Annotated in this window: 15 protein-coding genes; 11 read left to right on the top strand and 4 right to left on the bottom strand. The window is 45.1% G+C overall.

The genetic code is table 11. The features are described 5' to 3' along the window. Nucleotides 1–60 precede the first annotated feature (60 nt). The 6 genes from AC3WQ3_RS13440 to rbsB are packed head-to-tail and all read left to right on the top strand — an operon-like array spanning nucleotide 61 to nucleotide 5,738. Entirely contained in the window at nucleotides 61–1,050 is a 990-nt protein-coding gene (locus AC3WQ3_RS13440) for a LacI family DNA-binding transcriptional regulator (protein ID WP_492472490.1), read from the top strand. Further along, nucleotides 1,043–1,924: a ribokinase gene (rbsK, locus tag AC3WQ3_RS13445; protein WP_336781947.1), complete on the top strand. Its 882-nt coding sequence runs from the start codon at nucleotides 1,043–1,045 to the stop codon at nucleotides 1,922–1,924. Before AC3WQ3_RS13440 ends, rbsK begins: the two co-directional genes overlap by 8 nt. Further along, complete coding sequence (gene rbsD / locus AC3WQ3_RS13450) at nucleotides 1,921–2,322, top strand: D-ribose pyranase (protein WP_492472491.1); 402 nt, start codon at nucleotides 1,921–1,923, stop codon at nucleotides 2,320–2,322. The genes rbsK and rbsD overlap by 4 nt, the downstream gene beginning before the upstream one ends. A gap of 14 nt (nucleotides 2,323–2,336) precedes the next feature. Then, nucleotides 2,337–3,818 (top strand): sugar ABC transporter ATP-binding protein, encoded by a 1,482-nt coding sequence (locus tag AC3WQ3_RS13455; protein WP_492472492.1) that lies wholly within the window; start codon nucleotides 2,337–2,339, stop codon nucleotides 3,816–3,818. A 10-nt stretch (nucleotides 3,819–3,828) separates the two neighbouring features. Continuing rightward, complete coding sequence (gene rbsC / locus AC3WQ3_RS13460) at nucleotides 3,829–4,791, top strand: ribose ABC transporter permease RbsC (RefSeq protein ID WP_371859932.1); 963 nt, start codon at nucleotides 3,829–3,831, stop codon at nucleotides 4,789–4,791. A 14-nt stretch (nucleotides 4,792–4,805) separates the two neighbouring features. Beyond that, nucleotides 4,806–5,738, top strand: coding sequence for a ribose ABC transporter substrate-binding protein RbsB (gene rbsB / locus AC3WQ3_RS13465; protein WP_492472493.1), 933 nt, complete (start codon nucleotides 4,806–4,808; stop codon nucleotides 5,736–5,738). 116 nt (nucleotides 5,739–5,854) lie between these two features. Here rbsB and AC3WQ3_RS13470 read toward each other — a convergent pair whose 3' ends face one another. After that, nucleotides 5,855–6,742 (bottom strand): AraC family transcriptional regulator, encoded by an 888-nt coding sequence (locus AC3WQ3_RS13470; RefSeq protein WP_492472494.1) that lies wholly within the window; start codon nucleotides 6,740–6,742, stop codon nucleotides 5,855–5,857. Nucleotides 6,743–6,971: 229 nt separating this feature from the next. On the opposite strand from AC3WQ3_RS13470, the gene AC3WQ3_RS13475 reads away from it, so the two are divergent. Next, nucleotides 6,972–8,666 carry an ABC transporter substrate-binding protein gene (locus AC3WQ3_RS13475; protein ID WP_492472495.1) on the top strand — a complete coding sequence of 565 codons (1,695 nt, stop codon included), beginning with the start codon at nucleotides 6,972–6,974 and terminating at the stop codon, nucleotides 8,664–8,666. Nucleotides 8,667–9,133: 467 nt separating this feature from the next. Here the strand turns inward: AC3WQ3_RS13475 and AC3WQ3_RS13480 are convergent, their stop codons facing one another. Continuing rightward, nucleotides 9,134–9,757, bottom strand: coding sequence for a TetR/AcrR family transcriptional regulator (locus AC3WQ3_RS13480; protein WP_492472496.1), 624 nt, complete (start codon nucleotides 9,755–9,757; stop codon nucleotides 9,134–9,136). Between the two features lie 176 nt (nucleotides 9,758–9,933). Here AC3WQ3_RS13480 and AC3WQ3_RS13485 point away from each other — a divergent pair, with 176 nt between their 5' ends. From AC3WQ3_RS13485 to AC3WQ3_RS13495, 3 genes are all read left to right on the top strand, one after another. Next, nucleotides 9,934–10,671, top strand: a complete 738-nt coding sequence (locus AC3WQ3_RS13485) for an SDR family NAD(P)-dependent oxidoreductase (protein ID WP_336781942.1) — start codon at nucleotides 9,934–9,936, stop codon at nucleotides 10,669–10,671. 119 nt (nucleotides 10,672–10,790) lie between these two features. Then, the gene (locus tag AC3WQ3_RS13490; protein WP_222592015.1) at nucleotides 10,791–10,919 is read left to right on the top strand and encodes a DUF6254 family protein; all 129 of its coding nucleotides are present in this window, start codon (nucleotides 10,791–10,793) and stop codon (nucleotides 10,917–10,919) included. Nucleotides 10,920–11,277: 358 nt separating this feature from the next. Next, nucleotides 11,278–11,919 carry a DUF8580 domain-containing lipoprotein gene (locus AC3WQ3_RS13495; protein WP_492472497.1) on the top strand — a complete coding sequence of 214 codons (642 nt, stop codon included), beginning with the start codon at nucleotides 11,278–11,280 and terminating at the stop codon, nucleotides 11,917–11,919. A gap of 564 nt (nucleotides 11,920–12,483) precedes the next feature. Here the strand turns inward: AC3WQ3_RS13495 and AC3WQ3_RS13500 are convergent. Beyond that, nucleotides 12,484–13,293: a cytochrome c oxidase assembly protein gene (locus AC3WQ3_RS13500; RefSeq protein WP_492472498.1), complete on the bottom strand. Its 810-nt coding sequence runs from the start codon at nucleotides 13,291–13,293 to the stop codon at nucleotides 12,484–12,486. Next, on the bottom strand, nucleotides 13,283–13,798 hold the full coding sequence (locus AC3WQ3_RS13505) for a DUF2243 domain-containing protein (RefSeq protein WP_419720029.1): 516 nt from the start codon (nucleotides 13,796–13,798) through the stop codon (nucleotides 13,283–13,285). The genes AC3WQ3_RS13500 and AC3WQ3_RS13505 overlap by 11 nt, the downstream gene beginning before the upstream one ends. A 327-nt stretch (nucleotides 13,799–14,125) precedes the next feature. On the opposite strand from AC3WQ3_RS13505, the gene AC3WQ3_RS13510 reads away from it, so the two are divergent. Continuing rightward, entirely contained in the window at nucleotides 14,126–14,656 is a 531-nt protein-coding gene (locus AC3WQ3_RS13510) for an AAA family ATPase (protein ID WP_336782073.1), read from the top strand. Nucleotides 14,657–14,845: the final 189 nt, after the last annotated feature.

The raw sequence follows: 14,845 nt of genomic DNA on the forward strand, positions 1-14,845 counted from the left end.
ATAAAAAGATCTATGATAATTTAATGTCTGTAACCGGTTACACATAAGGAGAACAAAATCATGACAACAATCAAAGACGTAGCGAATCTGGCTGGCGTATCAGTAGCCACCGTATCAAGGGTCATCAATGACAGGGGTTATGTACATGCGGATACACGCAAAAAAGTAGAAGATGCCGTGAAGGCGCTTAACTTCTCCCCTAATGAAGTAGCTCGCTCATTATATAAACGTAAGTCCAAACTGATTGGTCTGCTGCTGCCGGATATTGCAAACCCCTACTTTCCTCAGTTAGCTAGGGGTGTAGAAGATCGAATGCAGGAGCAGGATTTCAGGCTCATTTTCGGAAATAGTGATGAGGATGAATCGAAGGAGCAGGATTACATCCAGACGTTTATCCAAAATAACGTAGTAGGTGTGATTTCATCCACGAACTACCCTCATTCTCCAATATATGAAAAATTAAAAATACCTGTTGTGTTTCTTGACAGGACTGCACTGGATAGTCCTTCTGTCTATGCGGACGGAAGAGAGGGCGGACGACTGGCAGCGAGAGAAATCATCAAGCGCGGTAGTCGCCGGATAACGGTTATGCAGGGTCCGTCACATATCAAGCCAGCACAGGATCGCTTCCAGGGAGCCATAGAAATTATCCAGGATGCCGGATTGGATTACCATGTGATCCAGACGACCTCGTTCTCTTTTAACGAAGCGGGATCATGGGCAGAAGAGCTGTTCAGCAAATTTGCTGACACGGATGGAGTCATTGCCAGCAATGACATTGCAGCTATGGCGGTACTGCATGAGGCTTCGCGAATCGGGAGAAAGGTTCCTGAAGATGTGCAAGTGATCGGATTCGACGACATTCCGATGAGCAGCCTGTTATCACCTGCATTGTCCACCATTCGCCAGCCTGCATACGAGATGGGCAGGGAAGCGGCGGGATTACTTATCGGGCTTGTGGAACAAGCTCCAATTGAGAACAAAAACATACAGATGCCCGTCAGTTTTATCGAACGAGGCACAACGAGAAAGGTGAATTCAGATGGCTAAAATATGCGTAATCGGAAGCAGTTCCATGGATCTGGTCGTTACTTCTTCAAGACGTCCTGGGGCGGGTGAAACCGTCCTCGGGGAAAGTTTCAAAACAGTACCTGGCGGTAAGGGAGCCAATCAGGCAGTTGCTGCTGCAAGACTGGGTGGTGAGGTAACGATGATTGGCCGGGTAGGAGACGATGCTTTTGGTCAAGACATTTTGAATAATTTCAAAGCAAATGCTGTAAATACGCAAAATGTGAAACCGGTTACACATTCAGAAAGCGGAACGGCTCATATCATATTGGCAGAAGGTGATAATAGTATCGTAGTCGTCGAGGCGGCAAATCGCGAAGTCACTCCTTCTTATGTAGATCTTGCGGCCGAGGTGCTTCGCGACGCCGATATCGTACTGATCCAGCAGGAAATTCCGGAAGAAACCGTTGTCCGTGTGAGCAGCCTGTGTGCTGAATACGGAACGCCACTGCTGCTTAATCCGGCTCCAGCGAGAACGGTGCCGCAGGAAGTCATTGACAATGCCGCCTACATCACGCCGAACGAGCATGAAGCCGAAATCCTTTTTCAAGGCATGAGTCCGGCTGAGGCATTGCGCAAATACCCAAACAAACTGTTCATAACGGAAGGCAGTAAAGGGGTTCGTTACTTTGACGGGGCGGAAGAAATCCTCGTGCCAACGTATAAAGTGGAGGCAGTGGATACCACGGGTGCAGGGGATACATTTAATGCTGCATTTGCGGTCGCCTTAGCGGAAGGCAAGCCGCTGCAGGAGAGCATCCGGTTCGCCAATCGTGCCGCATCGTTGTCCGTGACCAAGTTTGGAGCACAAGGCGGCATGCCGACGAGAGACGAAGTGGAGGAGAGTTTATCATGAAAAAAAACGGCATACTAAATAGTCACATTTCTAAAATACTATCTGATTTGGGTCATACGGACATGATTGCCATTGCGGATGCGGGTCTCCCCGTTCCGGAAGGGGTGCTCAAGATTGATGTGGCTTTGAAATTCGGAACGCCAAGTTTTCAGGAAGTGGTTGAACTGATCGCAGAAGACATGGTCATTGAGAGAGTAATTGTGGCAGAAGAGATCAAGGAAGACAATCCGGAAGCTCTGCAGTTCGTTACAGATAAATTTGGCAACGATGCCATTGATGCTTCCATCAACCACGAACAATTCAAAGCACTAACCCGGCAGGTTAAGGCGGTTGTTCGTACAGGTGAAGCTACACCCTATGCCAATTGCATTTTACAAGCAGGAGTCCATTTTGGTTAAAAGGAGGTTGCATGATGCATATTCAGATGCACAACATTCATAAAGCATTTGGCACCAACCAGGTGCTAAGCGGAGTGGATTTCGAACTGAGGGAAGGTGAAGTTCATGCCCTGATGGGTGAGAACGGAGCTGGCAAATCCACGCTGATGAACATTTTGATCGGACTTCACCAGCGTGATCAGGGAACGATCTCCATTGATGAAAAGGAAACCTATTTCGGCAGTCCGAAGGAAGCAGAGAAGTTAGGTATCGCATTTATTCATCAGGAGCTTCACGTTTGGCCCGAAATGACGGTGCTCGATAATCTTTTCATCGGTAAGGAGATGACATCTTCCTTAGGATTCCTCAATACAAAACAAATGAAAGCGCTCGCTTCAGAACAATTCGCCAAGCTGTCGGTACAAATCCCGCTCGAACGGCCCGCAGGAGAATGCTCCGTTGGACAGCAGCAGATGATAGAAATCGCCAAGGCGCTGCTGACGGATGCGAAGGTCATTATTATGGATGAACCCACTGCAGCGTTAACGGAACGCGAAATTCAGAAGTTGTTTGATGTGATTACTGCACTGAAGAAAAACGGAGTATCCATTGTGTATATTTCTCACCGTATGGAAGAGATCTTCACCATCTGCGACCGGATCACGGTAATGCGGGATGGCAGGACGGTAGATACCCAGCCGATTCCTGAGACAAGCTTCGATGAAGTGGTGCGGAAAATGGTTGGACGGGAGTTAACCGAGCGCTATCCGGCCCGTAATCCTTCCTATGGCGAAGTTGTTCTGGAAGTGCGGGACGCAAGCATTAAGGGATTGTTCCAACATGTCAGCTTCAACGTAAGAGCAGGTGAGATTGTTGGTTTCTCCGGACTTATGGGTTCGGGGCGAACAGAGATCATGAGAGCGATCTTTGGTCTGGATACCCTGGACAGTGGAGAAGTCTTGGTCCGTGGCAAAAAAGCGAACATTCGTAAACCCTCGGATGCAGTGAAACACGGCATCGGGTTCATCACAGAAGACCGTAAGGATGAAGGGCTTGTACTGGACTTCTCGATTCGGGAAAACATGGCGCTGACCAATCTGTTCAGCTTCTCAAGTAAAGGATTCATTTCAGCTCCAAAAGAACAGGACTTCGTCGATACCCTGATCAAGCGTCTGCAGATCAAGACGCAATCTTCGGAGACAGCTGCGCGTAACCTATCAGGGGGCAACCAGCAGAAGGTTGTTATTGCCAAATGGGTAGGTATCGGACCAAGCGTGCTCATTCTGGATGAACCAACGAGAGGTGTGGATGTTGGAGCAAAGCGTGAAATCTATCAGTTGATGAATGAACTGACAGAACGCGGCGTCGCCATCATCATGGTATCTTCGGAGCTTCCTGAAGTACTGGGTATGAGTGACCGAATTGTGGTTGTGCATGAAGGGCAGATCAGCGGAGAGCTGGCCAGGGAAGAAGCAACACAGGAAAACATTATGACATTGGCCACAGGGGGACAGTGAAATGACAACAATGCAGAACAACAAAACAACCGGAACGGGATTCCGCTTATCGAGCGTAACACAGAAATTAGGACCGCTGCTTGGTTTAATCATTCTCATTATTATCGTATCCGTACTCAATCCAAGCTTCTTGGAGCCGCTTAATATCTTGAACCTGCTGCGTCAGGTATCGATTAATGCACTGATTGCCTTCGGTATGACCTTTGTCATTCTGACAGGCGGGATCGACTTGTCCGTTGGCTCCATCCTGGCTTTATCCAGCGCATTTGTCGCAAACATGATGTTATCTGGCCTGGATCCGATTTTGTCCATCATCATCGGGGTAGCACTTGGTGGTGTGATGGGTATGGTGAACGGACTCATGATTACGAAGGGTAAAATGGCTCCATTTATCGCAACATTGGCGACAATGACCATATTCCGCGGATTAACGCTTGTATATACGAATGGTAATCCGATCACAGGACTAGGGGACAGTCTGCTGTTCCAACTGTTTGGACGCGGCTATCTGCTGGGTATTCCGGTACCTGCCATAACGATGCTGATTACATTTGTGATTCTATGGACGATTCTGCATAAAACGGCTTTTGGCCGCAAAACGTATGCTATTGGTGGTAATGAGAAAGCATCCATCATCTCGGGTATCAAAGTCACACGTGTGAAGATCATGATCTATTCCCTTGCAGGTATGCTGGCAGCTCTAGCAGGTGCAATTCTGACATCTCGCTTGAATTCCGCACAGCCAACAGCAGGTACTTCTTATGAACTGGATGCGATCGCAGCCGTTGTTCTGGGCGGAACTAGCCTGACAGGCGGACGCGGACGGATTGTCGGTACATTAATTGGTGTTCTGATTATCGGCGTGCTGAACAATGGTTTGAACCTACTCGGCGTGAACTCCTTCTATCAAATGGTGGTCAAAGGTGTCGTCATTGCGATTGCTGTCCTGCTGGACCGCAAGAAAACGGCTTAAGGGGAGAAACAATTATGAAAAAATGGACATTAACACTTGTAAGCATGATCATGATTATTGTTCTGGCCGGGTGCTCTCTGGAACCGCCTGAATGGGCGAAGCCGGACGGTGCCGGAAATAAAGGACAGAAGAAAGTAGGTCTCTCGATTTCAACACTGAACAATCCGTTCTTCGTTTCATTGAAAGACGGAGTCGTTGCCGAAGCTCAAAAGCAAGGCATTGAGGTTATCGTGGTGGATGCACAAAATGATTCGGCCAAGCAGACCAACGATGTGGATGACCTTATTCAGCAGGGTGTTGATGCACTCCTGATTAACCCAGCGGACTCCGCGGCTATCTCTACAGCAGTTCAATCTGCCAACAGCGTAGGCATTCCCGTAATTACACTGGATCGTTCCGCAGACAAAGGTGAGGTAGCGGCTCTGGTAGCCTCCGATAATGTTAAAGGCGGACAGATGGCAGCAGAATATTTCGTTGAACAGCTCGGTGAAGGTGCTAAAGTCATTGAACTAGAAGGAGTGCCTGGGGCTTCCGCTACACGTGAACGGGGTAAAGGGTTCCACGAGGTAGCTGACCAGAAGCTTGACGTGGTTGCCAAACAGTCGGCCGATTTCGACCGCTCCAAAGGTTTGAATGTGATGGAAAACCTGCTGCAGGGAAATCCGGATGTACAGGCTGTATTTGCCCACAACGATGAGATGGCACTTGGTGCGATCGAAGCGATCCAAAGCTCGGGCAAAGACATTCCAGTGATCGGGTTTGACGGCAACGACGATGCAATCAAATCCATTCAAGACGGAAAACTGACAGCAACCGTCGCTCAGCAGCCGGTACTGATTGGCCAGCTGGCCGTACAAGCTGCTCTGGATGTCCTGGACGGCAAACAGGTGGAGAAGTCCATCCCGGCAGAATTGAAGCTGGTAACCAAGGAAAATGCAAACAACTAAACATCCCGTCCTGGCCAGATGAGCCAGGGCGGTTTTTTTGTTTATTCTTTGGGGCTAGGTTGCCTGAGCATAAATATTCAAACTTTCTAAGAAGGGAACTTCAGACGAAGTTTGCTTTATTCAGAGGTTGATTCGGCCATCACCATTTCCTTTTGTCTGAAAAGTTTTGGGGACAACCCGTACGTTTTGGTAAATAGTCTCGTAAAATAGTTGCTGTCATTAAATCCGGACTGGTATGAAACTTGTGTGATAGGAAGATTCGTTAACCTCAAGAGCTGGCACGCACGCTCCATGCGTAAACGTTGAAGATAGGCAATGGGAGACGTTTGATAAAAGGATTTGAAAATTCGATTTAGATGTCTTACAGAAATGTTGGCATATAATGCGATATCCTCCAAAGTGATATGTTCTAAATAATGATCTTCAATATAGGAGACTGCCGCAGCCAGATGCATGACTTGGCCTTCTATCGTTTTTCCACTCGATTCATGGTGCCTGGATAAATAGACTATGAGCTCGGTAAATTTGGAAGTCAGTAACGTTTTGTACCCCGGCCTTTTCCCGTGATATTCGTCGATCATGTCAGCAATAAACTCTTCAATAAAATCCATATTGTTTAACGACAGATACATATGTTTGTTGATTGATTTCTTGTTATGATAAAGCGGTTCCAATACAAACATCGCATGATAACCTTCAAACGAACGCAAATCGGAACCAAGTTGAATCATCATTTCCGGCTTATACATGATATTACATATCTCAAAGCTACAAGGGTCTTTATAGGCATGCGTGGTTTCCCCGTTAATGACGAACACGTGCCCCTTTTTAATAAAAGAAATTTCATCATTAACGATATGAGTCGCATGACCGTTAAGCACAATGACGAGTTCAGAGAAGTCCGTATGTTTATGAAGGGAAAAGTCTTCTGCATGCTCCCCGTATTGAATGAAAAATGGAAATTCCTCGTCTCTCGTAAACCATCTTAGACGAACGTTCTTCAAGAAATCACCACCACAGCCTCGAGATTTGTCTATATCATGCTACATTTCTGACTGAATAATCAAGGTTTGAATGGATGCACACATACTACTATATAGAAAAAACGGGGAGTGAGGCGAGAGATTAAAGAGATTCAAGCAGTATAGTCGAAAACGTATTCTTGAAAGCGATATCAATAAAAGGACAGCCGTTTGGAAACAAGTCAATCCAGATACAGGGGGTCAAAATAACATGCGCACATTATCCAAAGTAATAGGAACATGTCTTTTAACGGGCACATTACTGATCTCGGCCGGATGCAGTAACACAGTGAACAATTCCAGTTCGGAGGGTGGCGATTCGGATAGCCCAATTACGTTCACTTTTTTCGGGGCAGATGCGAGTCCTAACTGGAACAAAATGCAGGACGCTGTAGGTAAAAAAATTACTGAAAAAACAGGCGTCACCATTGATGCAGAATATGATATATCAAGCGGAGGAGGCAATGACCGGATCTCCCTCATGGCTGCAAGTGGTGATTATCCCGATTTGATCTTTCCAAAAGGAAATTTAACGAGATTGGTAGATGCAGGTGCCATGCTGGACTTGACGGACCTAATCGAAGAGCATGCGCCAAACCTGAAGAAAATCTATGGGGAGCAGTTCAATCGATTGAAATACAGCAATGAAGACCCATCCATTTACTGGATTCCTACCAACGGTGCTATCGACCAGATCAGCTTTGATGCGAACAATGGCACTGCCATCCAGCATCGTGTCGTCAAAGAGCTGGGATATCCAGAGATCAAAACGCTGGATGATTATGAGAAGGTGCTAAGAGAATATTATGAAAAGCATCCGACAACTGAAGACGGACAGCCAACCATTCCGCTGACACTCAGCGCAGACGGATGGCGCCGAATGATCACCGTGACCGATCCGGCGGCCATGGCAACCGGAGGCCCAGGAGACGGGGAATACTTTATTGATCCTGAAACCTACGAAGCTAAGCTTCATTACAAGCGCCCAGAGGAGAAGGAATATTTCCGTTGGCTGAACAAAATGTTCAATGAGGGGCTTCTGGACAAAGATAGTTTTGTTCAGAAAGACGATCAGTATAAGGCCAAAATTGCCAGTGGGCGAGTATTGTCTCTGCTTGACCCGAACTGGGGTTACAGTGATGCAGAAAATGCACTTAAAAGTGTGGGGAAAGATGACATGACTTATGGATACTATCCTGTAACGCTCGATGAGACATTCCAGCGTAAAGACTTCCAGAATATTGGTTTTGACGGCTATGGAATTGGCATTACGGTGGACTGCCCAGACCCTGTTCGGGCGATTAAATTTTTGGACTGGATGTCTTCCGAAGAAGGCCAGATTCTAAGAAACTGGGGAATTGAGGGAGAGCATTATGTCCTGGAAGATGGAGTTCGATCCATGCCGGCAGACATTCAGGAAAAGAAAAACAAAGACAATAATACTTTTACCAAGGACTCTGGTGTGGGTCTGTACTACATTTTCGGAGCTCACTACGGTGATGGAGTGAAGGATTCCACTGGAAATTATTTTACAACCAATTATCCTGAGCAAATACAGCAAAGTTATTCGGAAGCAGAGAAGGAGGCCCTTGCGGGTTACGGAATCAGTACGTGGAAGGATCTATTCCCTTCGGAAGAAGAGTTTCCGGTCAAAGAATGGGGAGCAGCGTATAACATGCCTATACCTTCGGATAGCGGCGATTACAACGTGATTTCGCAGAAAACGCAGGATATCATTCAGAAACGAATCGCCGAAGCGATCACTGCTACGCCGAGTGCGTTTGATGGCATCTATGATGGGATGCTTGCTGAAATTGATCAGGCTGGAGCCGTCGAGATGGAACAGCAATATACGGAATGGATTAAAGATCGGGTCAGATTGTGGACAGGTAAGGACATTAAATAGCGAACTACAAGGTCTGCAGAGGAAGCATGCTCAACCATATATACTAGAGAGACCGTTGAACATATTTAAGCCATTCAACGGTCTTTTGTAGTTGTTGGAAAACTCCCAAGGTGGTCAATTGCGATATGCTATCAGTTGATAGATAAGTCCGAGCGTGGTCGAGTTGCTCGAAACCGGTGTGAACATAAGATTATGATCAAAAGGAGAACAATCATATCACCACCATAGTACATGAGCATGGCTCAGAGCTTTGCCTGGCTCAGAGATACACCATCAGGCGGTTGAACATAGATCATTTTCGAGTCATTAAGTATATTATCCAATATACCCATTTAAACCAGTTATACAGGAACGAAGATAAAGCTGTGGCATATAGGACAACAGTTTATTGAAGCGAACTCATACACTCTTATAAGAAGCCGCTTATAAAGCGGCTCTTTTTGTATGTAGTTTCTAAGTTGAAGTGCTCACTCGGTAATAGAGTCCAGCTTGTTCCCCACATAATGAAAAGATTGAATATGCGTTTTGGTGAGTTCAATTACATTATGGATAAACGCGTCCCGTGACTCACGAAATCCGCTTAAAATCCAATTGTTCAATAGTCCAAAAAAACCGTATGCAGTATAGTACTTGAAATACTCCATGTTAACCGGGGTGTTATTGATCGTTTCGAATACAAATTGCTCCTCATAAATTTTGAGCATGGTTTGTGGAAAGCCTGTATGCAGACCAGGTAATGTATCATCGTATTGGATTAATTCGAAGAAGTCACGGTGTTCATAAATATAATCCACGATTTGGAAAGATTCCACGTTAAGTTTGTTTGTAAAGACCTTGTGACCGTGCCAGTAGGGTTTGCCTGTGGCTTCTTTTAAGCCTTCCAGCTTCATGATCAACAACTCTTCGGCAAGGACATACTTATCCTGATAATGCAAATAAAACGTGCTTCGATTGTAGCCCGCTTGGTCGACGATGTCTTTGACAGACACTGCATGGAAGCCTTTTTTCTTAATAAGCTGAATCAAAGCCGTTTTGAGATGCTCTTTGGTACGATTACGATGTTGAGAAGTCACAATAAGTTCATCATTCATTCAAAAAATCTCCTATATATTTAGACATTGTGTAGAGAAGTGTCTAGAAGGTAGACACTTGGCTTTATCTTAATGATTGGATTGTTACAATTTTAAGCATACAATTAGTTTTGTAAACATCATATAGCACTATTGATATAGGCGCTATTCAAAATAGTATACTGGAGGATATAGTCATGAGCAAACTACAAGACAAAGTTGCAATTATCACAGGAGGAGCATCCGGAATTGGTGCAGCGACAGCTCGTCTATTCGTTTCCGAAGGAGCCAAAGTCGTCCTGGTTGACTTGAATGAAGAAAAAGGCAAAGCGTTTGAGCAGGAGCTGAAAGCGCTTAACGCGGAGGCTCTATTTATCAAAGCCAACATCACAAGCGAACAAGAGGTTGCTGAGATTTTCAAACAAACCGTTGAAGCTTTTGGCAAAGTGGACATCGTATTCAACAACGCAGGAATCGGACGTGTTCATCCGTCGCACGAGCTGGACTATGCCGAGTGGCGTAATACGGTTAATGTCGATCTGGATGGAGTATTCCTGGTTGCGCGTGAATCCATTCGTGAAATGCTCAAAATCGGTGGAGGCACAATCGTTAACACGGCATCCATGTATGGATGGGTTGGTTCACCTGGTTCTGCAGCTTACAATGCAGCCAAAGGCGGCGTTGTGAATTTGACTCGTTCGCTGGCGCTGGAATATGCAGAGAAAAACATTCGCGTCAACGCACTATGCCCAGGTTTTATCGATACACCGATTATTCCTGAAGAGAGCAAACAGGCTCTTTCGGCAGCAACACCGATGAAACGTCTTGGTCAAGCGGAAGAGATGGCTAAAGCCGTTCTGTTCCTGGCCAGCGATGATTCGTCTTACATGACAGGAAACAGCCTGATCGTGGATGGTGGATACACTGCTCAATAAGAGCTGGTGACTTCTGAATAGTGGATTATTGAGATGAAGCTGTACATGAATGAAAGTCAGTGATAATTCACATCATAGAAAAGTAGTATCACTCTAATTTCCTGAGGAGGAGATCTTTTATGGCTCGCCAGAAGAAAAGGCAGGAAGCTGCTTGGAAGTCACGAAAGCAAGAACAGCATCCTCATGGTAAAATCAGATCGCTTAAAGAAATATCGAGCGAATATGACGAGAAGAATACTACGGTATAAATGTAAGACTGCCGGCGACAATGCTGGCAGTCTTCTCAATTCGAATATTAAAATCTGAAGATGACAAATGCTTGGCGCAGCAAGCGAGCATTATCATATTCAAGAAACGGATTTATTCAAAGTCGCAAACGAGCGGCTTTTTTTGTTTTACGGAACAATGTCAATTTCACCAGAGAAAATTAAATTAGTAAGTAGAGGAGCAGAAGATAAAATCTAGAGGATTGGTAAAAATGGTTGAGTGCACTATATTGTTATGGGTAATAGTCTATTGTAGGCATCATAAGCAAGTTTTGGTGTTTTTGGCATGTTGAACACATCCTATCCAGACCAATAGGTCAGGTTTGAGAGGAGCGTTGTTATGAAAAATCGCTATCCCTTCCGGCTAAACATTCCGATTTTTATCATGGTCGTCATGATTTCCGCTTGTACAGGTGAGACAGAACCTGTCGCCACCCCGGAAACGGCAGCTCCAGAAGCTGAAGCCGTATCGCCACCTACATCAGAACAGGGACAGGAAGAATCCGTTGAAGCGAATCGCCCGGAGACGGAGAGTTTTGAACTAATGACCGCTGAAGGTAATCAATCCATGGAGGCGGTCCTGCATCAGGGTGAAGGATTTTCCTTGTATGTCTTTGAAAAGTTTGCCTTCGATGAGACAGCAGGTCGCTTGTCGTTAAGAAGTAATCCCGATTATTATGTGGACATTGAACCGCTGCCCTCCGATTACGATGTGACTCAGCTTGAAGCCGAAGGCAAGGAGGAGCTCAGCACAGTTGGTGAGGTATCTGATTACAGTGGTGAACTAGTTGAACATCCTCTAGGTTTCGCGGAACTCTATCTTCAAGCTTCCGGAGAGGAAGGAATAAGTGATTATATGGTATGGAAGTCTGAAGCGGGAGATGTTTTTCTGTTCCGGCTTCATAATCCAAAAGGGGAAGAAGCCCCCGATTTTGCCGGACCCGTTCTTGTTTCCCTGGCAACCGTACAAAGTGATAAGTAATTTTGAACTTCTTTTATATGCCCAAATTCTGTTGATTCTCATAGAAAGTCACTAATATAGTGGCTTTCTTTGTTATGTTATAACGAAGTTCTTTTCCCGGGTTGAGTGCAGAAATGTGTGCCTATTACCGTAAGGATTTTATCAGTTTGCGGACAAACCATATGAATAAAAGAATGACTAAGAGCAGAATGATGATTCCAGGAAAACCAATACTACTAAACATGATACCCCTCCAATATTATCCAAGAATTACTTTGGTTCATTATAACATAGGAAATAGATTGATCATTTCAAGCTTCAGATCCAACTCACAGATGTTTCTGAATTTTACGTTCACCATTACGCAGGCTGCTCGAAGCAGAGGTGGGGGAGCTTTCCGGTAATTGCCTCCTAACTCTGGACTTACAGAAGCCGTTATCGCACATCTTAATTCCAAAATTAAAAACACAGTCTGCACTTCGCATGCAGGCTGTGCTTGATTTATAAGCTCTTCTTCATGATATTTGTCTGAAATGGGCGACGTAAGGGAGGTACTATTGATGGAAAGTAAGCTGGAGGATATCTCTAGCTCATGATCAAGCCAGTTCTAGGGCGAGTTGCTCTAAACCAATGCAAACATAATATGAAGATAATGACTATATCAACAGCATCTCCACCATAGTACATAAGCATGCCTCCAACCCTGGCTTGATCCAAAGGTACACCGGTAGGTGGGTATGCATAGATCAGCTTGGACAACATGCCATGACCCGCTAAAGAAATCACTAGTATGATGGAGCGGTACAAAAAGGAGAGCCGGTGGGGCATGGGGTCTATGTAAATAATGGACATGGTAAACAGATAACCTGCTGCGAATATGTGGAAATGAACAACGAGATACAGAAGCGTATTCTCATGCATGAATGAGTATACGTTTGTAGTGTATAGTATCCAGAGTCCTCCAATATTAAGGAGCGAAGTGATCATAGGGTGAGTCAATATCCGGGACGGCCAACTTCGCAGAAGACGTGTAAGACGCCTGGCTAATGGTGTGCTTAGCGATTTCAGCAGCAGAGTCATCGGTGCGGATAACACCATAAGCAGTGGTGCAAGCATACCCAAAAGTAAATGACTGATCATGTGGGCCACGAAATCAGTATGGGCCAGATCTGCAAGAGGTCCCGCAACGGCCATAACTGCCAAAAGAGTGCCGATGGACCAGAGAACAGTCCGGTATATTGGCCAGGATCTCTTACGAATGGAACGTACTGCAGCATAAATATACATCCCAAACGCAAGTGCAAAAGGTAGTGCCAGAATCAGCTGAGGTACGATCCCGGCCAAATGATCCAGCTCAGTTCCATGGTGATAATGATTGTGAGTATTAATGTTCATAGGAGTGAGCCTTCCCTGAGAATGGTCTGCTTCTTGTGCGGTACATAAGACTGAGCCCCGTCAAGACCATAAGAGCAGCAAGGACGTTCCATACCAGGTCGTAGAGAATAACATTTTCCACATAACGAATCTGATGGATTTCCATGAGTTTGTGTTGAATGAGTCCATCATACAATTGGAAGCTACCCGCTCCAAGAAGAAGGCCTCCCCACCATCTCGTAAGCCAAAATGCGTTTCGTCTTCGAAGATCTGCATACATAAACAATCCTCCGATAGTAGCGAACCAACTAAAAGCGTGAAAAAGACCATCTGATATTAGACCAACCTCTGTGGTCGCCTTGTCATAAAAATGATGCCAATGCAGCAGCTGATGGAAAACGGTCTCATCGATAAAGGCAACCAAACCAATGCCGAAGAGAATCCCAGACCATAGGTTACGATTGGAATAAACGAAGCGATTCATTATCTTCGGGTCCGAATTTTCGTTTTGAGTTTTGCTCGGCATGATCATTCACCTCCACCAATAAAATACTTTATTATCCAATATACCCATATGAATGGATTGTACTCAGTTTTAAAACAAACCATATGAAAATTCTGGAATAAACATTTAGACCGCTAATACAGCGGCTTTTTGTTATTAAGGACCAAGTCACTGTCCTTGTCTCAGGCGAACTTGCATCCGGAGGCTTTCTTTTAAAAGGACTTTAAACTTAGGGCAAGGATAGTTCCATAAGTTGTATAATCAAGGTAGTAAACAGGTATGTATTGATGTCGAAATTAGGTGTCTAACAAAGGTGATCTTTTAAAATATGGGCGGAGGCGGTATATGATGAAAGAAGCCATTTATTTAATTACAGGAGTAATGGCCTCTGGCAAGTCAACGGTATCGGAGCTGCTGGCTTCCAAGCTGGGAAAAGGTGTTCATCTACGTGGGGATGTATTCCGTCGCATGATTAGTTCAGGACGCGAAGAAATGTCCGCTGAGCCTTCCGAAGAAGCAGTCCGTCAATTATATTTACGTTACCGGTTAGCTGCGAATGCCGCAAAAACCTATTATGACTATGGATTTTCTGTTATTTTGCAAGATAATTACTATGGAGGGGCACTATCCTATATGATGGAGCAGCTAAAAGATTACCCGCTTCAGGTGGTTGTGCTGTGTCCAAATGTTGAGGTGGTAAAAGAGCGTGAAAAAGGAAGGGGAAAAGTCGGGTACACCGGATTTACGGTAGAAAACTTGTATTCGGATTTTTTGAAGGAAACACCGAAAATCGGATTTTGGCTGGACAGTTCGGAGCAGTCACCAGAGCAATCGGTGAAGGATATTTTACTGCACTTCGGCGAAAATGAATCCATTTAATATCATCGACATGTGACTCGTTTTCAACTCAAGGTTATGTGTAAGTTTAAGGCCCACATATGCTGCTTAATAAGAGCATACGTGGGCCTTTTGGTTGTATTGCTGCATGCTTGCATGAAGCAATAAAGGTTGTTCATTGGCATTCAACAAAGCCTACAGAAGGGAAGTAAATCAAGGGGCTATTTATAC

This window comes from Paenibacillus sp. FW104-T2 (assembly GCF_058789975.1).